Source organism: Streptomyces venezuelae (genome assembly GCF_008642315.1).
Lineage (GTDB): Bacteria > Actinomycetota > Actinomycetes > Streptomycetales > Streptomycetaceae > Streptomyces > Streptomyces venezuelae_D.
In genome coordinates, this window is record NZ_CP029192.1 from 4,031,167 (window position 1) to 4,051,782 (window position 20,616).

Here is a 20,616-nt window from a genome sequence, read left to right on the forward strand (position 1 = left end):
CGTCTCATGCCTTTCGGGGCGCGCGGTCCACGTTCACGCCCCCGTCAGGTGCCCCTGCACCACCGGAGCCAGCCGGGCCACGAGCTGTTCCACGTCCGCCGATGCCAGCGGCTCGACCTGGATCACGTACCGCAGCATCGCGACGCCCACGAGCTGCGCGGCCGCGAGCTCGGCGCGCAGCTCCGCGTCCGGCAGGTCGAGACGGCCCGCGATGCGCCCGAGGAGCTGGGTGGAGATGAGGCGGCGGAAGACCGCGGCGGCCGTTTCGTTGTTGACGGCCGAGCGCACGATGGCGAGCAGCGGGGCGCGCGTCGCGGGGTTCTCCCAGACGCCGAGGACGAACCGGGTCAGGCGCTCACCGACCCCGTCGAGCGGGCCTTCGTCGATCGCGGCGGGCGCTTCCAGCGCGGGCGCGAAGGCGACGGTGATGGCCGCCTCGAAAACCTGCTCCTTCGTACCGAAGTAGTGGTGCACGAGCGCCGAGTCCACGCCTGCTGCCTTGGCGATGCCGCGTACGGACGTCTTCTCGTAGCCGCGTTCGGAGAACTCCTCGCGGGCCGCCCGCAGGATCTGGTCGCGCGTCGCGGGGCCGGTCTCCGTCTGCGTACGGGACGGGCGTCCCCGGCGTCGCGGGGCCGTGGCCTCCGACGGCGTGCCGGTGGCGGTCATGAGCGCGGCACCTTCACCGCGGACGCCAGGTGCAGCCGGGTGAAGGCGAGGGCCTCGGCGAGGTCGGCCTCCCGTTCGGCGCTGGACATCGCGCGGCGCGTGTTGACCTCGATGACGACGTGCCCGTCGAAGCCGTTGACCGCGAGGCGCTCCAGGAGCTCGGCGCAGGGCTGGGTGCCGCGGCCCGGGACGAGGTGCTCGTCCTTGGCGGAGCCCTTGCCGTCGGCGAGGTGGACGTGGCCGAGGCGGTCGCCCATGCGGTCGACCATGTCCATCGCGTCGGTGCGGGCGGTCGCGGTGTGCGAGAGGTCGACGGTGAAGTGGCGGTAGTCGTCCTTGGTGACGTCCCAGTCGGGTGCGTACGCGAGCATCTCGCGGTCGCGGTAGCGCCAGGGGTACATGTTCTCGACGGCGAACCGCACGTCCGTCTCGTCGGCCATGCGCCAGATTCCGTCGACGAAGTCGCGGGCGTACTGCCGCTGCCAGCGGAACGGCGGGTGCACGACGACGGTCGACGCGTCGAGCTTCTCCGCGGCGGCCTTGGCGCGCTGCAGCTTGACCCACGGGTCCGTGGACCAGACGCGCTGCGTGATGAGCAGGCAGGGCGCGTGAACGGCGAGGATCGGGATCTGGTGGTAGTCGCTCAGTCTGCGCAGGGCCTCGATGTCCTGGCTGACGGGGTCGGTCCAGACCATGACCTCGACGCCGTCGTAGCCGAGGCGCGCGGCGATCTCGAAGGCCGTCGCCGTCGACTCCGGATAGACCGAGGCTGTCGACAGGGCGACCTTCGCATCCGGGATGCGCACCACTGGTTCTGCCACGAGGGACAGCGTACGGGCCGCGTCCGGGCGCCGGGGAGGTGGCCTCGTACCGCCCTGGTCGGGGCCCGCAAGGTCGGCCGGAGCCCCGTCCGGGTCGCGGTCCGGGTCAGGTCGCATGCCGTCCGCTCACGATGCCGGCAGGTGGTCGAGCTTGCGCAGGATCACGCCCTCGCGCAGCGCCCACGGGCAGATCTCCAGGGTCTCGACGCCGAAGAGGTCCATCGCGCCCTCCGCGACGAGCGCCCCCGCGAGCAGCTGTCCGGCCCGCCCCTCGGAGACGCCGGGCAGCTCGGAGCGCTCCTGCGTGGTCATCGCGGCGAGCCGCGGAACCCAGTCCTCCAGGGATTTGCGCTTCAGTTCGCGTTGTACGTAGAGACCGTCGGCCGAGCGTGCGGCGCCCGCGAGACGGGCGAGCTGCTTGAACGTCTTCGACGTCGCCACGATGTGGTCGGGCGCGCCGAGCCTGCTGAACTCGCCGACCGTCCGCGCGATCTGCGCGCGGACGTGGCGGCGCAGCGCCTTCACGTCGGAGGGTTCCGGCGGGTCCGTCGGCAGCCAGGCCGCGGTGAGGCGGCCCGCGCCCAGCGGCAGGCTGGCCGCCGCGTCGGGCTCCTCGTCCATGCCGTACGCGATCTCCAGGGAGCCGCCGCCGATGTCGAGGACGAGCAGCTTGCCCGCGGACCAGCCGAACCAGCGCCGGGCGGCCAGGAAGGTCAGCCGGGCCTCCTCCTCGCCGGTAAGGACCCGCAGGTCGACGCCGGTCTCTTCCTTGACCCTGGCGAGCACCGCGTCGGCGTTGCTCGCCTCTCGCACCGCGGAGGTGGCGAAGGGCAGGACTTCCTCCACGCCCTTGTCCTCGGCGGCGACCATCGCCTCGCGGACGACGGTCACCAGACGGTCGACGCCCTCGGGGCCGATCGCACCGGCGGGGTCGAGGAGTTGGGCCAGGCGCAGGTCGACCTTGTGGGAATGCGCGGGCAGCGGGCGCGCGCCGGGGTGGGCGTCGACCACGAGCAGATGCACCGTGTTCGACCCCACGTCGAGGACACCGAGTCTCATATACGGAACGCTACGCCGGATGGGGCGATCGGCTGGCCTCGGGCGGTCGGCCGCACGCATACCCTGGAGACGTGCCAAAGACGAAAAAGGCGAAGACCGACAAATCGAAGTCGGGGAAGCCGTCGACCCAGCAGGCCGCGTCGGAGAAGCCGACGAAGAAGGGGAAGCCGGAGAAGCCGGAGAAGGTGGCGAAGAAGGAGAAGCCGGGGAAGTCCGGGAAGCCGGCGAAGGTGACGCGGGCCGAGCCGGACGAGAAGGGGCTCGACTTCGCCCGTGCCTGGGTGGAGTTCCCTGATCCCGCGGACGACGAGCAGATGTTCCGCTGCGATCTGACATGGCTGACCTCTCGGTGGAACTGCATCTTCGGCAGTGGCTGCCAGGGCATCCAGCCGGGTCGCGCCGCCGACGGCTGCTGCACGCTGGGCGCCCATTTCTCGGACGACGACGACGAGAAGCGCGTCGCCGGGTACGTCGAGCGGCTGACGCCCGACATCTGGCAGCACCACGACGTGGGCCGGGAGACCGGCTGGGTCTCCACGGACGAGGACGGCGACCGCCAGACCCGTCCGTACGAGGGCTCGTGCATCTTCCAGAACCGCCCCGGCTTCGAGGGCGGCGCGGGATGCTCGCTGCACATCCTGGCGCTGCGCGAGGGCCGCGAGCCGCTGGAGACGAAGCCGGACGTGTGCTGGCAGCTGCCGGTGCGCCGGACGTACGAGTGGATCGACCGGCCCGACGACACCCGTGTGCTGCAGGTGTCGATCGGTGAGTACGACCGGCGGGGCTGGGGCCCTGGCGGCCACGATCTGCACTGGTGGTGCACGTCGGCGACGTCGGCGCACGGCGCGGGCGATCCGGTGTACGTCTCCTACCGGCCCGAGCTGATCGAGCTGATGGGCAAGGAGGGGTACGACCGGCTGGTGGAGCTGTGCGAGGAGCGCCTGGCCTCCCAGCTGCCGCTGCTCGCGCCGCACCCCGCGGACCCTGTGGGTCGCTAGGGCCTGTGGGGCGGGCGGCGCTTGCGGCACAACACGGGCCCTAGCTCGGGCTGGGGCCGCCGCTGCCGTCGCCCTGCGGCGGTGACGTGTCGCCCGAGCCCGGCCCCGGGTCCGACGGGGCGGGGGTCGGGTCGGTCGGGGTCGGCGTGGGATCGGGATCGGTCGGGCCCGGGTCGGAGGGGCCGGGATCCGAGGGTCCCGGGTCGGAGGGGCCCGGGTTCGAGGGGCCGGGGTCGGAGGGGCGGGGCTCCGTGGGCCGGGGGCCCGGTCCGGGGCGGGTCGGCGGACGTCCGTTCCCGTGCCCGTCGATGGCGATGATCGCGCCCGAGGGCGCGATCGAGACCCGCGCGCTCCAGTGCCCGGCGGGTTCGCGGGTGTGGTCGACGTACACCTGGATGGTGACCGACCGGCCCGGCGCGAGCGTCCCCGACGACCGGCTCAGATAGAGCCACGACGCGCTCTCGGCCGCCGACCAGTGGACCGGTGCGCCACCCGATGCCGTCAGCGTGATGAGCGTCGTGTCGCCGCTGGGCTGCGCCTCGACGGTGAGGCGGCCGGGGCCGGTCGACGAGCCGGCCGACCCGCCGCTGATGACCTCCACGGAGACGTCGGGCGAGTGGCTGCCCTTGGTGAAGCGGGGCTCGGGGCCCTTGCGGGCGTTGCCCGCGTTCTCGTACCCGTCCACGCGGTCGCCGCCGAGGCCTCCGGCGCCGCCGTCCTCGCTCGCGGTGACCGAACGGCCGTCGTGGCCCTCGCCGGTGAGCGGCGCTCCCCGGTACGCGGCCCAGAGGGCGAGCACCGGGGCGGCCACCACGGTGGCGACGACGGTCGTCGTGACGGCACGCGCGCGGAAGCGGTCGCGGCGGGCCGCGTGGTCCTTGGGGTCCATCGGGAAACCGCGCCTGTCGTAGCGCGGGCCGCCGCCACGCGCGCGTGGGACGTGCGCCATCGCCATGTGGAGCGCGGACCGCGGGGCCTCGACGACGGGGAGCGCGGCCGGGCTGACGGCCGTGCCGGGCCAGGCGGTGGCTCCGGCGCGCTCGGCGGTGCGGCGGCAGCGCGGGCAGTCGTCGACGTGCCGGACGAGCTCGCGGCGCAGGGCGGTGCCGAGCAGGAGCTGGTTGTCGCCGGTGAGGCGGGCCACGATGGGGCAGCTGCCGGTCTCGACGACGGCGAGGGCCGCGCGGGTGCGCTCGACCTCGCAGGCGGCGGAGGCGAGCAGGCCGCGGGCCTTGGTGAGGTCCATGCCGAGGACGGCGGCGACCTGGGCGGGGGTGAGCTGGTGGCGGACGGCCAGTTCGAGGGCCTCGCGCTGCTCGGGGGTGGTGCCCGCGGCTTCGGGCCAGGCGAGCTGGGCGAGTTCGCGGCGGCGCCGGCGTGCCGTTTCTTCTGTGACGGAGGCGTCTGTTGCGGAGGAGGGGGAGGAGGAGGGGGTGGTGGTGGCGGAAGCGGTGGAGGCCGCTGGGGCCCCTGTGGCTCCGGAGTCTGTCGAGGCCCATGAGGTCCCTGGGGCCTCTGAGACCCCCGAGGTCCCCGCAGCCGCCGAGGTTTTCGCGCCGCCCGCGCCGCCCGAGCCGCCCGCGCCCTGCGCCGCCTCGCCCCGCTTCGCCGCGCCCTGCGCGTGCCTGCCGCCGCCCTCGCGGTTGCGCTTCGCCTCGGCCAGTCGGCGCAGGCAGACCCAGCGGGCGAGGGCGTAGAGCCACGTCTTCAGCTCGCTCTCGGCCGCGGGGCCGCGGGCGCCCCGGCGCTCGGCGTGGTGGAGCACGTCGCCCAGGGCCGCCGTCGCCGCGTCGTGGTCGCAGAGCACGGACAGGCAGTACGTGAACAGGCCGTCCAGACACGGTTCGTAGCGCGCGGGAGGCGTGGTCCGGGACGCCGGGCGGGGCACAACGCGCTTGCGCGCATCACGGTGCGCCCGGTGTGCGCCGGTTGTGTTCGTGGGAGATTCCGGACTGCTGCTCATCACCCGTGCGAAGTTATGCGGATGATGCAGCTCGCTTCCTCCCCCTTGAGCACATTTAATCCTTACGGGTGAACAGATCCCTCAAAAGAGGACAGGAACCCCCGATTCCGTGGCCCCGGCTCGCACACGTGACGGATGAGCCACCGACGCGGCGGCGTTGTCAGTGGGCTCGGCTACGGTTTCGACCATGGCTGCCCGTACGAAATCCGCCAAGGACCGTCCGTCCTACCGCTGCACGGAGTGCGGCTGGCAGACGGCCAAGTGGCTCGGCCGCTGCCCCGAATGCCAGGCATGGGGGACGGTCGAGGAGTACGGCGCGCCCGCGGTCCGCACCACCGCCCCCGGCCGCGTCACCTCGTCCGCCGTCCCGATCGGCGAGGTCGACGGACGCCAGGCCACCGCGCGCTCCACCGGCGTGCCCGAGCTGGACCGGGTGCTCGGCGGTGGTCTCGTCCCCGGCGCCGTGGTGCTCCTCGCGGGCGAGCCGGGCGTCGGCAAGTCCACGCTGCTCCTGGACGTCGCGGCGAAGGCGGCGAGCGACGCGCACCGCACGCTCTATGTGACGGGTGAGGAGTCGGCGAGCCAGGTGCGCCTTCGCGCCGACCGCATCGGCGCCATCGACGACCACCTGTACCTGGCCGCGGAGACCGATCTCGCCGCCGTCCTCGGCCACTTGGACGCGGTCAAGCCCTCCCTCCTGATCCTCGACTCGGTCCAGACGGTCGCCTCCCCCGAGATCGACGGGGCGCCCGGCGGCATGGCGCAGGTCCGCGAGGTCGCGGGCGCGCTGATCCGCGCCTCCAAGGAGCGCGGCATGTCCACGCTCCTGGTCGGGCACGTCACCAAGGACGGCGCCATCGCGGGCCCCCGCCTCCTGGAGCACCTGGTCGACGTGGTCCTCCAGTTCGAGGGCGACCGCCACGCGCGCCTGCGTCTCGTACGAGGCGTCAAGAACCGTTACGGGACGACGGACGAGGTCGGCTGCTTCGAACTGCACGACGAGGGCATCACCGGACTCGCCGACCCCAGCGGCCTCTTCCTCACCCGCCGCGCGGAGCCCGTCCCCGGCACCTGCCTGACCGTGACCCTGGAGGGCCGCCGCCCCCTGGTGGCCGAAGTCCAGGCGCTCACGGTCGACTCGCAGATCCCGAGCCCCCGCCGCACCACGTCCGGCCTGGAGACCTCCCGCGTCTCGATGATGCTGGCCGTCCTGGAACAGCGCGGCCGGATCACCGCGCTCGGCAAGCGCGACATCTACAGCGCGACGGTCGGCGGCGTGAAACTCTCCGAGCCCGCGGCGGACCTCGCCGTCGCCCTGGCCCTGGCCAGCGCCGCGAGTGACACTCCGCTGCCGAAGAACCTCGTCGCGATCGGCGAAGTGGGTCTGGCGGGCGAGGTCAGACGGGTCACCGGCGTCCAGCGCAGACTGGCGGAGGCCCACCGTCTGGGCTTCACCCACGCCCTCGTGCCGGCCGATCCCGGGAAGATCCCCGCCGGTATGAAGGTCATCGAAGTCGCCGACATGGGGGACGCCCTCCGTGTCCTTCCGAGGTCGCGTCGCCGAGAGGCCCCACGGGAGGACGAAGAGCGCCGGTAGACTTTGCCCTGGTCTCGCCCATCCGTACGAAGCAGGGTGCCGGCGAAGGCCTGGAGAACCTGCGACCGAGGGAGTGCAGTGGCAGCCAACGACCGGGCATCGGTTCCCGGCAAGCCGGGTTCGGGCTCCGGTGCCGATGGGCTGATGCGCGCCTCCCTGAGCGCCGTCGCGCCCGGGATGGCACTGCGGGACGGCCTGGAGCGCATCCTCCGCGGCAACACCGGCGGCCTGATCGTCCTCGGCTGGGACAAGACCGTCGAGTCGATGTGCACGGGCGGTTTCATCCTGGACGTCGAGTTCACGGCGACGCGGCTGCGTGAGCTGTGCAAGCTCGACGGCGGCATCGTCCTCGACAAGGACATCACCAAGATCCTCCGCGCCGGCGTGCAGCTCGTGCCGGATCCGACGATCCCCACGGAGGAGACGGGCACGCGGCACCGCACGGCGGACCGCGTGAGCAAGCAGGTCGGCTTCCCCGTGGTCTCCGTCTCCCAGTCGATGCGGCTGATCGCGCTGTACGTGGACGGTCAGCGGCGCGTCCTGGAGGACTCGGCGGCGATCCTCTCCCGCGCGAACCAGGCGCTCGCCACCCTGGAGCGGTACAAGCTCCGGCTCGACGAGGTCGCGGGCACGCTGTCGGCGCTGGAGATCGAGGACCTGGTGACGGTGCGGGACGTCACCGCCGTCGCCCAGCGCCTCGAAATGGTGCGCCGCATCGCGACGGAGATCGCCGAGTACGTGGTGGAGCTCGGCACGGACGGGCGTCTCCTCGCCCTCCAGCTGGACGAGTTGATCGCGGGTGTCGAGCCCGAGCGCGAGCTGGTCGTGCGGGACTACGTGCCCGAGCCCACGGCCAAACGGTCCCGCACGGTCGACGAAGCGCTGGCCGAGCTGGACTCCCTCACGCACGCGGAGCTCCTCGAACTCCCCACGGTGGCGCGGGCCCTGGGTTACACGGGCTCCCCCGAGGCGCTGGACTCCGCGGTCTCCCCGCGGGGCTTCCGCCTCCTCGCCAAGGTCCCCCGGCTCCCCGGGGCGATCATCGACCGTCTCGTCGAGCACTTCGGCGGTCTGCAGAAGCTGCTCGCCGCCAGCGTGGACGACCTCCAGACGGTGGACGGCGTCGGCGAGGCGCGGGCACGCAGCGTCCGCGAGGGCCTGTCGCGCCTGGCGGAGTCGTCGATCCTCGAGCGGTACGTCTAGCCTGCGACCGGCGGGGCCCACGGCGCCGCCGGCCTCCGGAGCCCTAGTCCTTTTCCAGGACGAAGGACGCCTGGGCCGTGCCGAGTCCAGGGGCCTTCGCCTCGACCAGGTACGTTCCCGGAGCCGCCGATCCCGCCGAAGGCGTCGCGCACTGGGGCTCGCTGGCCCGCCGGTCCCACTGCACCGAGTGCGTGACCCGGCCGTCCGCCGGCACCCGCAGCAGCAGGCTCCCGCCGCCCTCGGGGCAGTCCGCCGAGGACCAGAACTCGTCGTCGCCCTCGGCCTGAGTGATCGTCAGCACCGTGCCCTTGCCGCCGAGGTCGACCTTGCACGCCTTGCCGCCGCTGTTCTCGGCGATCAGCTCGAACTTCGGCTTCTCGTCGACCGCGTACCGGTTCTCGATGCTGCGCACCTTCAACTTGACGTCGCCACTGGTGCAGTTGGGGAGCCGCGTACCGGCCGGAAGCCGGTCGCCCGAACCCCCGCCGCCCTTCGCGTCGTCGCCGGAACCGCCGCCGCCTGAGCCCTCCGCGCCGCCCGAACCGCCAGAACCGCCGGAGCCCGATCCGCCGCCGGAGCCGCCCGAACCGGAGCCGGAGCCCTCGCTCGACTCGTCCCGTCCGCCCGGGTGTTCACTGATCGCCGGACCCGACCCGGTGGGTCCCGGAGTGATGGACGTCGCGGGGCCGTTGCCGCCCGGCCCGTCCGCGTTGTTGCCGCCGCCTCCGCCACCGGAGGTGACGATCCAGACGACGAGGAGCACCAGGAGGCCCAGTACGGACAGCAGAACGGCCCTCCGACGCCAGTAGATGGTGGAGGGAAGCGGCCCGACCGGATTGCGCAGAGATCCCACGCCCAAACCTTACGAGAGATCCGCCGCTTCTCCCGCCCCACCCGCCGCCTTCGGCGACAAAGTTTCCGGATCATCATCCCGGGACGCCTTTTCGCCCCTGCCGATCGTCAGGTGCGTGATCGGACGATCGCCAGATGTGACGATTGGGCCGCACTACGTACCGTCCGTAATCATGGACACCATGACCGACGATCTCTACCGCGATATCACCGAGTTCGCCCACGACACACCCTCGTGGTTCCAGCACCTCGCGGAGGTCTGGACGGAGCTCGGCCTGCTGCTCTTCGGGGTGCTCTTCATCGTCGCCTGGTGGCGGGCCAGGCGCGGGGACCCCCGCGCCCTGGCGGTCGCGGTGCTCGCTCCTCTCGCCACGGCGGTGGCGTACGTGTGCAGCGAACTGGCCAAGTCCGCGATCGACGAGGAGCGGCCGTGCCGGGCGGTGTCCGGTGCGCTGAGGCCGCTCGTCGAGTGCCCGCCGCACGGTGACTGGTCCTTCCCCAGCAACCACTCCACCATCGCGGGCGCCGCCGCCATCGGCCTCGCGCTCGCCTGGCCGCGCATCGCGGCGCTGACCGTGCCGATGGCCGTGCTCATGGCCTTCTCGCGGGTCTTCGTCGGTGTCCACTACCCGCACGACGTGGCGGTGGGCCTCGTCTTCGGCGCGGTGATCGTGTTCCTGCTCGTCCGGATCATGACGCGTCCGGTCGCGCGGGTCACGCTGGCGATGCGCGGGTCGTCCACGGGGATCGTGACGTGGTTCGCTGGGCCGGGCCCCGGCCGGGGCCGCGGCCGTGGCCGTGCTCATGTCCCGGCTCCCGCGCCCGCCCCGGCGCCCGCGCCGACCCAGCAGCCGCCGGTCTACGACCCCGCCGCGTACGACCCGCCGACCATGACGATCCGCCGGGACGACACGCAGCGGCCCCGCTGATCATCCCTGTGCGGGATCAGTCCGTCTCCGGGACGAGTTCCGCCTCGTACGCGACGATCGCCGCCTGAACGCGGTTCTTGACCCCGAGCCGGTCGAGGACCGCGCTCACGTACGCCTTGACCGTGCCCTCGACGAGATGCAGGCGCGCGGCGATCTCCGGGTTGGAGAGGCCCGCGCCGACCAGGCCGAGCACCTCGCGTTCGCGCGGGGTGAGCGCTTCGACGCGGGTGCGGGCGGTGGCGCGGCGGCCCGTGCGCCGGGCGCCGAAGCCGTCGATGACGTGCCGGGCGACCTTGGGCGAGAGGAAGGCGGCGCCGTCCGCCACGGCTCGTACACCCGCGATGAGTTCGTGCGGGTCGCCGGACTTCAGCAGGAAGCCGGTGGCTCCGCCGGCGAGGGCCCGTGCGATGTACGCGTCCTCGGAGAACGTGGTCAGCATCGCCACCGCGGTGCCGGGAGTCGTCCGTACGATCTCCTCCCCCGCGGTCAGGCCGTCCAGGAGCGGCATGCGGATGTCGAGCAGCGCGACGTCGGGCCGGTGGGCCTGGGCCAGCGCCACGGCCTCGCGCCCGTCGCCGGCCTCCGCGACGACCTCGATGTCCCGGCCCGCGGCCAGGATGGCGCGCACGCCGGCCCGGATCATGGCCTCGTCGTCGGCGAGGAGAACGCGGATGGCGGGGGCGAGTCCCCCTGCTGACCTCATCTCGTCCGTTCGCACCTCGTTCATCGTGCCCTCTCCCTGTTCTGTTGGTCCTGTGCCGTCGGGATGACCGCCTTGTCCAGAAGACGGGCCTGACCTCCGCTCTCGAAGCAGAGCCTGAAATGTGCGACGGAGGTGAAGAGTTCGCCGCTCGACCGGTAGTACGCGCAGTCGGCGCCCCGCGGCGGCGGAGTCGGGGCGCGTTCGAGCGGTGGGTCGGCGACGGCCCGGCCGGGGAGCACGCGCTCGATCTCGGCGCGGGGCTCGCCGACGCGCAGGCGTGCGTAGTCGGCGGGGGCGAGGACGGAATGCGTGCGGGTGTACGCGTACCAGGCGAAGGTGCCGCCGACGAGCAGCGCTCCCGTGGCGACGGCCGCGCCGAAGCCCAGGGCGGTGCGGCGGCGGGCCTCGGTGAGGCGGGGCGCGGCGGGCCGTGGGGCGACGCCCCGGACGGGGAGGCGGGCGGTGACCCGGAAGCCGTCGCCGTGCGGTCCCGCTTCGAGCGTGCCGTCGAGGTCGTCGACGCGGGCGCGCAGGGTGCGGAGTCCGGACCGGCTGCCCGGTGGGAGCGTGAGGGCGGGGTCGTCGGAACTTTCCCGTCCGTTACGGCTGTTGGTGATGGTCACCGTCGTCGAGGGGGCGTCCCGCGTGACCGTGACGGTGACGTGTGCGCCCGGCGCGTGTTTCGCGGCGTTGGTCAGGGCCTCCTGGACGACACGGTGGACGGTTCCCTCGGTCAACTCCCGGCGCCCGGGGTCACCCTGCGCGCCGGGACTGCCCTCTTCGTCGACGTACGTGACGCTCATCCCGGACTCCGTGGCGCGTGCGACGAGGGCCGCGACGCTCTCGCCCGCCGGGGCCAGCGGCGCCTGTTCGTCGCCCTCCTCGCGGAGCAGGCCGATGATCGTGTGCAGCCGGTCGGTGGCCTGCGAGGCGGCCGCGCGGAGGTCGGCGGCGGCCGCGCGGTGCGGGTCCGGCAGGTCGGGGGCGACCTGGAGTGCGCCTGCCCGTACGGCGATCAGGCTCAGTTCGTGACCCAGGGAGTCGTGCATGTCCTGCGCGATGCGGGCCCGTTCGCGCAGCCGGGCGCGGTCGGCGACGATGCGCTGCTCGCGCTCCAGCTGGTCGGCGCGGGCCCATCCCGCGGCGGCCAGTTCGCGGCCCTGGCGCCAGTAGCGGCCGGCGAGCCAGGGGAAGACCGCGCCGAAGACGAGCGTCGCCATGAGGACGGCCCACTCGACGGTCGGGTCGACGCCGCGCACGGCGATCTTGACGGTGCCGGCGACGGCGACTGCTCCGAAGCCGATGAGCGCGGTTCTCGCGCGGTCGGCGCGGCGGCCGAGGAGCAGGGCGAGGACGGCGAAGGCGGGGCCGTAGGCGAGGGTGAAGAGGGAGGGGGCGGTGGCGAGGCCGAGGGCGGCGGCGAGGAGGAAGGCGGGGAGGGGGTGGGGGCGGCGGAGGGTGACGGCGGTGGCGAGGACGACGAGCCCGGCGAGCTGTTGCCCCGCGGAGCGGGGTTCGTTGAGGCCCAGTCGGTCCACGCTCACGACGGGTGCGGTGAGCGCTGCCCAGAGCAGCACGCCTCTGATACGTCCGCCGACGCGCTCCCCCGTTCCCCGATCCATCCCGCCGACGCTACTGCCCGCCTGCGGCCTTCCGCCCCTGCCGATCGTCAGGTCCCGCCGAGCGCGCAGGGTGCGGACCCGTCGTGGCCGATCGCGCAGTTCCCCGCGCCCCTGAACCCACCCCGCACCCACGCCCCCGTAGAAACGGGCCCAGACGGCCACCGAACGACCGGCGCGGCCTTGACCCCGAGTGCGGGCCCATCGTGCCTGAGCGCGCAGTTCCCCGCGCCCCTGAACCCACCCCGCACCCACGCCCCCATGGAAACGGGCCCGGACGGCTGCCGAGCGACCGGCGCGGCCTTGACCCCGAGTGCGGGGCCATCGTGGCTGATCGCGCAGTTCCCCGCGCCCCTGAACCCACCCCGCACCCACGCCCCCATGGAAACGGGCCCGGACGGCTGCCGAGCGACCGGCGCGGCCTTAACCCCGAGTGCGGGGCCATCGTGGCTGATCGCGCAGTTCCCCGCGCCCCTGAACCCACCCCGCACCCACGCCCCCATGGAAACGGGCCCGGACGGCTGCCGAGCGACCGGCGCGGCCTTGACCCCGAGTGCGGGGCCATCGTGGCTGATCGCGCAGTTCCCCGCGCCCCCAAAATGCCCCCCGCACCGGGGCTCGGCAGCCCGCGGCGCTCCCGGCAGCGACGACTCGTCGCGGGGTTCTCCAAGGGGATGCGGCGGGCCCGGGGCGGGGATCTTTAGGGGCGCGGGGAACTGCGCGATCAGCCACGACGCACCCGCGCCGGGGAGACGGTCCGCACCGGCCGGCTCCGCGGGACGGGCTGCGGCGGGCCCGGGGCGGGAATCTTCAGGGGGCTGCGGTGGGCCCGGTGCGGGGATCTTCAGGGGCGCGGGGAACTTCGCGGCCGGGCACGACGCGCCGGCAGTCGGGCGGTCGGCTCGGGGAAACCCGGGGCGCCAGCCGCGCGGTTGTCCCGCGCCCCGCCGCCCCCGTGGCAGGATCGGACGTGCCATGACTGCGCCCACGAAGCCCCTGCCGAACAGCCCCGCCCCCGGGGACGCCCCCGAGCCCGCAGGCGAGTCCCTGCACCGTCCCGTCATCGCGTGGTTCGACACGCATGCCCGTGATCTGCCGTGGCGTCGTGAGGACGCCGGGCCGTGGGGCGTGATGGTCAGTGAGTTCATGCTCCAGCAGACGCCCGTCAGCCGCGTCCTGCCCGTGTACGAGCAGTGGCTCGCCCGCTGGCCCCGCCCCGCCGACCTCGCCAAGGAGGCGCCGGGCGAAGCCGTCCGCGCCTGGGGGCGGCTCGGGTATCCGCGCCGCGCCCTGCGGCTGCACGGCGCGGCCGTCGCCATAACGGAACGGCACGGCGGCGACGTACCGCGGCAGCACGCCCAGCTGCTGGCGCTGCCCGGCATCGGGGAGTACACGGCGGCCGCCGTGGCCTCGTTCGCGTACGGGCAGCGGCACGCCGTGCTCGACACCAACGTGCGCCGCGTCTTCGCGCGGGCCGTGACCGGCGTGCAGTACCCGCCGAACGCGACGACCGCGGCGGAGCGCAAGCTCGCCCGTGCGCTCCTCCCCGAGGAGGAGGAGACGGCGTCCCGTTGGGCGGCCGCCTCCATGGAGCTGGGCGCGCTGGTCTGCACGGCGAAGAACGAGAGCTGTGAGCGGTGCCCGATCGCGGCGCTGTGCGCGTGGCGTACGGCGGGGAAGCCCGCGCACGAGGGCCCGGCCCGCCGCGGTCAGACGTACGCGGGGACGGACCGGCAGGTGCGGGGCAAGCTGCTCGCCGTGCTGCGGGAGGCCGTGACGCCCGTGCCGCAGACCGTGCTCGACCGGGTGTGGGACGAGCCGGTGCAGCGGGCCCGCGCGCTGGACGGTCTGGTCGCGGACGGTCTCGTGGAGCCGCTGCCGGACGGTTTGTATCGGTTGCCTCTGACCTGACCAGATCCCTTACGGTTTCTCCGGCCTGTCCGCCTTCGACCCGATGGCCGGGGCGCCTGGGACCCTGGTAAACGCAGGCATTTACTCGAGCCCTACTTCTGTTACACAACCTACGTACAGCCGTGCGTCCGCCGCTGGCTGCTCCGCACAACCTCGTGACAACCCCTCCGTAGCTTCTTACCTGTACCGCACAGCAGGGACGGCGGTCGGCAATGGGGACGGAACGGAGGCGGTTTGATATGGCGCACGGCGAGGTGCTCGAGTTCGAAGAGTACGTCCGCACTCGGCAGGATGCTCTACTGCGCAGCGCCCGGCGCCTGGTCCCGGACCCCGTGGACGCCCAGGACCTGCTGCAGACCGCTCTCGTGCGGACGTACGGCCGCTGGGACGGCATAGCCGACAAGCGGCTCGCGGACGCCTACCTGCGCCGCGTCATGATCAACACCCGCACCGAGTGGTGGCGCGCCCGCAAGCTCGAAGAGGTGCCCACCGAGCAGCTGCCCGACGCGAGCGTGGAAGACTCCACGGAGCAGCACGCGGACCGCGCGCTGCTGATGGACATCATGAAGGTGCTCGCACCCAAGCAGCGCAGCGTGGTCGTGCTGCGACACTGGGAGCAGATGTCCACAGAGGAGACGGCCGCCGCCCTCGGCATGTCGGCCGGAACGGTCAAGAGCACGCTGCACCGGGCGCTCGCCAGGCTCCGTCAGGAGCTGGAGAGCCGTGACCTGGACGCGCGCGCGCTCGAACGTGAGGAGCGGGAGAGTTGCGCGGCCTAGGCCCTCGGGTCGGACACAGCGTGCAGGCGGTGAGCGCGGCGACGGCCGGGTTCGCCGCCCTCGGCCTTTTGCTCACCGCCTGTTCGACGGGCGGTTCCGGTGCGCGCGACGAGGGCCCGGCCCGCAGCGAGCCCGTCGTCTCCACCGCGCCGTCCCCCTCGCCCTCGGCGTCCGTGCCCGCGAAGAAGATCGACGCGGTGCGGCTCGTCAAGGAGGACCCCAAGGTCAGTCCGTCGATCAAGCGGGATCTGAAGCCGTGCGTGGGCAAGGCGTACCCCGTCGACGTGTCATACGGGAACCTGACCGGGGGATCCGCGTCGGATGTTGTGGTGAACGTGCTGACCTGCGGTGATGCCGTGGGGATCGGCAGTTACGTCTATCGCGCCCAGGGCGATAAGTACGAGAATGTCTTCCAGGCCGAGGAGCCCGCCTCCGTCTATGCCGAGATCGACCGGGGCGACCTGGTCGTGACGAAGCAGTTGTACGAGTCGGGCGACTCGGTGGCCTATCCCTCCGGCGAGGAAGTGATCACGTACCGCTGGTCGGCGAACCGTTTCACGGAGTCGGGGCGTACGCGCAACGACTTCGGAAACGCGGTGGGCGACGGCCCGACCGAGCCGTCCGTCGACTGACGCCCCCACGACCCCGTGGTGCACCCGCCCCGCCGGACGCACCGGACGCATCCACCGCACCCGACGCACCGAGAAGGACTGAGAGCACCCGATGGCAGAGCAGACCCACGTCCTGTTCGTCGAGGACGACGACGTCATCCGTGAGGCCACCCAGCTCGCCCTGGAGCGCGACGGTTTCGCCGTGACCGCCATGCCGGACGGCCTCGCGGGCCTTGAGGCCTTCCGCGCCGACCGGCCGGACATCGCGCTGCTCGACGTGATGGTGCCCGGCATGGACGGCGTCTCGCTGTGCCGCCGCATCCGCGAGGAGTCCACCGTCCCGGTGATCATGCTGTCGGCCCGTGCGGACTCCATCGACGTGGTGCTGGGCCTGGAGGCGGGCGCCGACGACTACGTGACCAAGCCGTTCGACGGCGCCGTCCTCGTCGCCCGCATCCGCGCCGTCCTGCGCCGCTTCGGGCACGCCAGCGGCCCCGGTTCGGCGGGCTCCGGCCAGGAGGACGGCGGGGCCGAGGACGGCGGGGTGCTGACCTTCGGCGACCTGGAGATCGACACGGTCGGCATGGAGGTCCACCGCGGCGGGGCGCCGGTGGCGCTGACGCCGACCGAGATGCGCCTGCTGCTCGAATTCTCGTCCGCGCCCGGCACGGTCCTCTCCCGCGACAAGCTCCTGGAGCGCGTGTGGGACTACGGCTGGGGCGGCGACACCCGCGTCGTCGACGTCCATGTGCAGCGGCTGCGCACGAAGGTGGGCCAGGATCGCATCGAGACGGTCCGCGGCTTCGGTTACAAGCTCAAGGCATGAGGGGACCGCGCATATGAACGGGGGGCGCAGGGCGATCGACCGTGTCCGCGAGGCGTTCCGTCCCGCCGGGACTCCCCGGCCCGACGACGGCTTCCGGCCGGACGAAGGCCTCTGGTCCGGCGGGACTGCCAGGTCCGGCGGCGGCGCCCGGCCAGACGGCGGTTCTCGGTTCGGCGGGACCTCCCGGTCCGACAACGGCTCCCGGTCCGACGGCGGCTCCCGGCCCGGCGGGACGGCCTCCCCGTCCGGCGAAGACCTCCGGTCCGGCGGAACCCCCCGCGTCCCGGTCCACCGGCGCTTCGGCGGGCGGCTGCGCCGCCGCGGTGTGCAGTTGCGTACCGGCGTGCGCTGGAAGATCGCGGCCGCGATCGCCCTGGTCGGCGCGCTCGTCGCGATCGCCCTGAGCCTCGTCGTGCACAACGCCGCGCGCGTCTCGATGCTCGACAACGCGCGCGACGTACAGGACGAGCGCATCCAGTTCGCGCTGCGCCTCTACTCCTCCGCGTCCCAGCGCCAGACGCTGCAGTTCGGCACGAAGGTCGACGACCCCGAGCTGCCGCAGGAGCTGCGGCAGAAGGTCCTCACCGGCCGCCGCGCCACCTACGTGGAGCAGAAGCCCGACGGCGTCCCCGACATCTGGGCCGCCGTGCCGCTCGCGGACGGCCACGTCCTGTCGCTGCACTCCCGCTTCACCGACCGCAGCGCCACCGTGATGAAGGACCTCGACCAGGCGCTCGTCATCGGTTCGATCGCGGTCGTCTTCGGCGGCTGCGCCCTCGGCGTGCTGATCGGCGGGCAGCTGTCGCGGCGGCTGCGCAAGGCGGCGACGGCGGCGAGCGAGGTCGCGCAGGGCCAGACGGACGTGAGCGTCCGCGAGGCGATCGGCGGTGTCGTGAAGGACGAGACCGACGACGTGGCGAGCGCCGTGGACGCCATGGCCGACGCCCTCAAGCAGCGCCTGGAGGCCGAGCGGCGCGTCACCGCGGACATCGCGCACGAGCTGCGCACGCCGGTGACCGGACTCCTCACGGCCGCCGAGCTGCTGCCGCCGGGCCGGCCGACCGAGCTGGTCAGGGACCGTGCGCAGGCGATGCGCACGCTCGTCGAGGACGTGCTCGAAGTGGCGCGTCTTGATTCCGCCGCCGAGCGCGCGGAGCTGCAGGACATCACGCTGGGCGAGTTCGTGTCCCGGCGGATGGCCGTCCTGTCCACGGACGTGACGGTGACGGTGGTGCACGAGTCGGAGGTCACCACCGACCCGCGCCGCCTGGAACGCATCCTCGGCAACCTCGTCGCCAACGCGGCCAAGCACGGCAAGCCACCCATCGAGGTCAGCGTCGAGGGCCGCGTGGTCCGGGTGCGCGATCACGGGCCCGGCTTCCCCGAAGCGCTCCTGGACGAGGGCCCGAGCCGTTTCCGCACGGGCAGCACGGACCGTGCGGGCCACGGGCACGGCCTGGGTCTGACGATCGCGGCGGGCCAGGCGCGGGTGCTGGGCGCGCGGCTCACCTTCCGCAACGTACGCCCCGCGGGCGCGGCTCCCGAGGTGCCGTCCGAGGGCGCGGTCGCGGTGCTGTGGCTGCCGGAGCACGCGCCCACGAACACGGGCAGCTACCCGGTGCTGAAGCTCCCCGACAACCTGTAAGCAAGGGGATACGTACGACGGCCCCCGGCGCGCGATGCGTCGGGGGCCGTCGTCCGCCGGGGCGGGGGCGGGATCAGACCGGCTCCGCGACCGTCGTCCGTCCGGCCTCCCGCGCGGAGTCCCCGTCCGCGTTCCCGGCAGGCTTGTCCGCGGGGCCCGAGCCGCGCAGCGGGACCTCCTTCACGAAGAACGCCGCGATCAGGGCCACGACGCTGATGGCGGCGCCGAGCAGGAAGGCCGAGTGCGTACCGGCCGACACCGCGTGCTGGTAGGCGTCCCGGACGGCCTCGGGCAGCATCCTCAGGTGTTCGGCGTCCAGCTGTGCGGACGTCTCGGTGACCTCGCCGCCGAGCCTGCCCGCGCGCTCGGCCATCACGTCGTGGACGCGGTTGTTGAAGAGCGCGCCCATGATCGCGACGCCGAAGGAGGAGCCGAGCGTACGGAAGAGCGTGGCGGAGGACGAGGCGACGCCCATGTCCTTCATCTCGACGCTGTTCTGCGCGACCAGCATCGTGATCTGCATCAGGAAGCCCATGCCGGCGCCGAGCACCGCCATGTACAGGCCCGAGGTGAGGCGGGAGGTGCCGGTGTCCATCTGGGACAGCAGGTAGAAGCCGGTGACCATGAGGATCGTGCCCGCGATCGGGAAGAGGCGGTACTTGCCGGTCGAGGTGGTGACGCGGCCGGCGACCATCGAGACGGCCATCATCGAGAGCAGCATCGGCAGGAGCAGCAGCCCCGAGTTGGTCGCGGACGCGCCCTGCACCGACTGCTGGAAGAGCGGCAGGAACAGCATCGCGCCGAACATCACGAAGCCGGTGATGAAGCCGATCAGAGCCATCAGCGAGAAGTTGCGGTTGCCGAAGATGTGCAGCGGCATGACCGGTTCCGCGGCCTTCTTCTGTACGAAGAGGAAGCCGACGAGCGAGGCGACGCCGATGCCGATGAGCTCCATGATCACGGCCGAGCCCCAGGCGTACTCCGAACCGCCCCACGTGGTGACGAGCACGAGCGCGCTGATGCCCACGGTGAGCAGGGCGGCGCCGAGGTAGTCGATGCGTCCCTGCGCCTTCTTCTTGGGCAGGTGCAGGACGGAGGTCACCATGGCGAGGGCGACGGCGCCCAGCGGCAGGTTGATGTAGAAGGCCCAGCGCCAGCCGAAGTGGTCGGTGATGGAGCCGCCGACCAGCGGTCCGCCGATCATCGCGACCGCCATGACGCCGGTCATCATGCCCATGTACTTGCCGCGGTCACGCGGCGGCACCAGGTCACCGATGATCGCCATGACGCCGACCATGAGACCGCCCGCGCCGAGGCCCTGGATGGCCCGGAACCCGATGAGCTGGCCCATGCTCTGCGCCATGCCGCTCAGCACCGAGCCGGCCAGGAAGATGACGATGGCGGTGAGGAAGGAGCCCTTCCGCCCGTACATGTCACCGAGCTTGCCCCAGATGGGGGTGGAGGCCGCGGTCGCCAGGGTGTAGGCGGTCACGACCCACGACAAGTGCTCCATGCCGCCGAGGTCGCCGACGATCGTCGGCATCGCGGGGCCCACGATCATGTTGTCGAGCATGGCGAGCAGCATCGTGATCATCAGTGCCATCAGCACGACGCGCACGCTGCGCGGCTGCGGCTCCGCCTTCTCCAGGACGGCCCCGGTCGGTTTCTCCGGCATGTTTCCCCACTCCCCGTACGATGCCGGGCTCCCCGATACTTACTTGCCGCCCGGCTAGTTGATTACACTGGGGAAGGTAGACCCGTAACTAGCCGGTCGTCAAGTAAGTTCTTCAGAAGGTCAGTGGAGCCAGTTCAGTGGAGCCGAGGAGCACCCCGATGGGTACGGGCACAGGCACGAGCAAGCAGCAGCGCCGCGGGAACACGCGCCAACGGATCCAGGACGTGGCTCTCGAACTCTTCGCCGAGCAGGGGTACGAGAAGACGTCGCTGCGCGAGATCTCCGAGCGTCTGGAGGTCACGAAGGCGGCGCTCTACTACCACTTCAAGACCAAGGAAGACATCCTGACCAGCATCTTCGATGACCTCACCAGGCCCATCGACGAGCTGATCGCCTGGGGCCACGAGCAGCCGCGACCGGTCTCCCTGGAGACCAAGCAGCAGACCCTCACCCGGTACAGCGAGATCCTCGTCCACGCGGCGCCGCTCTTCCGCTTCATGCAGGAGAACCAGGCGACGATGCGCGACCTGAAGACCGGCGAGAGCTTCAAGGACCGCATGCTCGGGATCTACGAGATCCTCAAGGACCCCGAAGCGCCGATGTCCGACCAGGTGCGCTGCTTCAGCGCGCTGTTCACCATGCACGGCGGGATGTTCGTGCTCAAGGACGCCGAAGGCGACCCCGAGGAGAAGCGCAAGGCCATCCTGGAGGTCGCCATCGATCTGGTGACACGGGCGCACACGGGCGCCTGAGTAC

General features: G+C 72.5%; 18 protein-coding genes. 10 read left to right on the forward strand and 8 right to left on the reverse strand.

Annotated elements, in window-relative coordinates; all coding sequences use genetic code 11:
* Positions 1 to 33: 33 nt before the first annotated feature.
* The 3 genes from DEJ48_RS17245 to DEJ48_RS17255 form a co-directional block, all read right to left on the reverse strand.
* A complete protein-coding gene (locus tag DEJ48_RS17245; RefSeq protein WP_150217055.1) occupies positions 34 to 669 on the reverse strand; it encodes a TetR/AcrR family transcriptional regulator in 636 nt (211 codons plus the stop codon).
* A complete protein-coding gene (locus DEJ48_RS17250) occupies positions 666 to 1,490 on the reverse strand; it encodes a sugar phosphate isomerase/epimerase family protein (protein WP_150217056.1) in 825 nt (274 codons plus the stop codon). The genes DEJ48_RS17245 and DEJ48_RS17250 overlap by 4 nt, the downstream gene beginning before the upstream one ends.
* A gap of 126 nt (positions 1,491 to 1,616) precedes the next feature.
* On the reverse strand, positions 1,617 to 2,549 hold the full coding sequence (locus DEJ48_RS17255) for a Ppx/GppA phosphatase family protein (RefSeq protein WP_150217057.1): 933 nt from the start codon (positions 2,547 to 2,549) through the stop codon (positions 1,617 to 1,619).
* 71 nt (positions 2,550 to 2,620) lie between these two features.
* On the opposite strand from DEJ48_RS17255, the gene DEJ48_RS17260 reads away from it, so the two are divergent.
* A complete protein-coding gene (locus DEJ48_RS17260) occupies positions 2,621 to 3,547 on the forward strand; it encodes a DUF3109 family protein (protein ID WP_150217058.1) in 927 nt (308 codons plus the stop codon).
* Positions 3,548 to 3,587: 40 nt separating this feature from the next.
* On the opposite strand, the gene DEJ48_RS17265 is transcribed toward DEJ48_RS17260, so the two are convergent.
* A complete protein-coding gene (locus DEJ48_RS17265) occupies positions 3,588 to 5,510 on the reverse strand; it encodes a BACON domain-containing protein (RefSeq protein ID WP_223832078.1) in 1,923 nt (640 codons plus the stop codon).
* 187 nt (positions 5,511 to 5,697) lie between these two features.
* Between DEJ48_RS17265 and radA the strand changes: the two genes are divergently transcribed.
* Together radA and disA are read left to right on the forward strand one after the other, a co-directional pair.
* Positions 5,698 to 7,107 carry a DNA repair protein RadA gene (gene radA, locus DEJ48_RS17270; protein WP_150217060.1) on the forward strand — a complete coding sequence of 470 codons (1,410 nt, stop codon included), beginning with the start codon at positions 5,698 to 5,700 and terminating at the stop codon, positions 7,105 to 7,107.
* Positions 7,108 to 7,185: 78 nt separating this feature from the next.
* Entirely contained in the window at positions 7,186 to 8,310 is a 1,125-nt protein-coding gene (gene disA, locus DEJ48_RS17275) for a DNA integrity scanning diadenylate cyclase DisA (RefSeq protein ID WP_150170668.1), read from the forward strand.
* A gap of 43 nt (positions 8,311 to 8,353) precedes the next feature.
* On the opposite strand, the gene DEJ48_RS17280 is transcribed toward disA, so the two are convergent.
* Entirely contained in the window at positions 8,354 to 9,163 is an 810-nt protein-coding gene (locus tag DEJ48_RS17280) for a hypothetical protein (RefSeq protein ID WP_150217061.1), read from the reverse strand.
* Positions 9,164 to 9,335: 172 nt separating this feature from the next.
* Here DEJ48_RS17280 and DEJ48_RS17285 point away from each other — a divergent pair, with 172 nt between their 5' ends.
* Positions 9,336 to 10,091 (forward strand): phosphatase PAP2 family protein, encoded by a 756-nt coding sequence (locus DEJ48_RS17285; RefSeq protein WP_150217062.1) that lies wholly within the window; start codon positions 9,336 to 9,338, stop codon positions 10,089 to 10,091.
* Between the two features lie 16 nt (positions 10,092 to 10,107).
* Here the strand turns inward: DEJ48_RS17285 and DEJ48_RS17290 are convergent, their stop codons facing one another.
* Both DEJ48_RS17290 and DEJ48_RS17295 read right to left on the reverse strand, forming a co-directional pair.
* Positions 10,108 to 10,818: a response regulator transcription factor gene (locus tag DEJ48_RS17290; protein ID WP_223832079.1), complete on the reverse strand. Its 711-nt coding sequence runs from the start codon at positions 10,816 to 10,818 to the stop codon at positions 10,108 to 10,110.
* A complete protein-coding gene (locus tag DEJ48_RS17295; RefSeq protein ID WP_150217063.1) occupies positions 10,815 to 12,416 on the reverse strand; it encodes a sensor histidine kinase in 1,602 nt (533 codons plus the stop codon). Before DEJ48_RS17295 ends, DEJ48_RS17290 begins: the two co-directional genes overlap by 4 nt.
* A gap of 972 nt (positions 12,417 to 13,388) precedes the next feature.
* On the opposite strand from DEJ48_RS17295, the gene DEJ48_RS17300 reads away from it, so the two are divergent.
* From DEJ48_RS17300 to cseC, 5 genes are all read left to right on the forward strand, one after another.
* A complete protein-coding gene (locus DEJ48_RS17300; protein WP_150217064.1) occupies positions 13,389 to 14,324 on the forward strand; it encodes an A/G-specific adenine glycosylase in 936 nt (311 codons plus the stop codon).
* 239 nt (positions 14,325 to 14,563) lie between these two features.
* Positions 14,564 to 15,103, forward strand: a complete 540-nt coding sequence (locus DEJ48_RS17305) for a SigE family RNA polymerase sigma factor (protein WP_055567865.1) — start codon at positions 14,564 to 14,566, stop codon at positions 15,101 to 15,103.
* Between the two features lie 29 nt (positions 15,104 to 15,132).
* On the forward strand, positions 15,133 to 15,735 hold the full coding sequence (locus DEJ48_RS17310) for a hypothetical protein (protein WP_223832080.1): 603 nt from the start codon (positions 15,133 to 15,135) through the stop codon (positions 15,733 to 15,735).
* Between the two features lie 91 nt (positions 15,736 to 15,826).
* A complete protein-coding gene (gene cseB / locus DEJ48_RS17315) occupies positions 15,827 to 16,540 on the forward strand; it encodes a two-component system response regulator CseB (protein ID WP_150217066.1) in 714 nt (237 codons plus the stop codon).
* A 13-nt stretch (positions 16,541 to 16,553) separates the two neighbouring features.
* A complete protein-coding gene (cseC, locus tag DEJ48_RS17320; protein ID WP_223832081.1) occupies positions 16,554 to 18,185 on the forward strand; it encodes a two-component system sensor histidine kinase CseC in 1,632 nt (543 codons plus the stop codon).
* Positions 18,186 to 18,258: 73 nt separating this feature from the next.
* Here the strand turns inward: cseC and DEJ48_RS17325 are convergent, their stop codons facing one another.
* Positions 18,259 to 19,860 carry an MDR family MFS transporter gene (locus tag DEJ48_RS17325; RefSeq protein WP_150217067.1) on the reverse strand — a complete coding sequence of 534 codons (1,602 nt, stop codon included), beginning with the start codon at positions 19,858 to 19,860 and terminating at the stop codon, positions 18,259 to 18,261.
* Between the two features lie 158 nt (positions 19,861 to 20,018).
* Here DEJ48_RS17325 and DEJ48_RS17330 point away from each other — a divergent pair, with 158 nt between their 5' ends.
* Positions 20,019 to 20,612: a TetR/AcrR family transcriptional regulator gene (locus DEJ48_RS17330; RefSeq protein ID WP_150217068.1), complete on the forward strand. Its 594-nt coding sequence runs from the start codon at positions 20,019 to 20,021 to the stop codon at positions 20,610 to 20,612.
* Positions 20,613 to 20,616 lie beyond the last annotated feature (4 nt).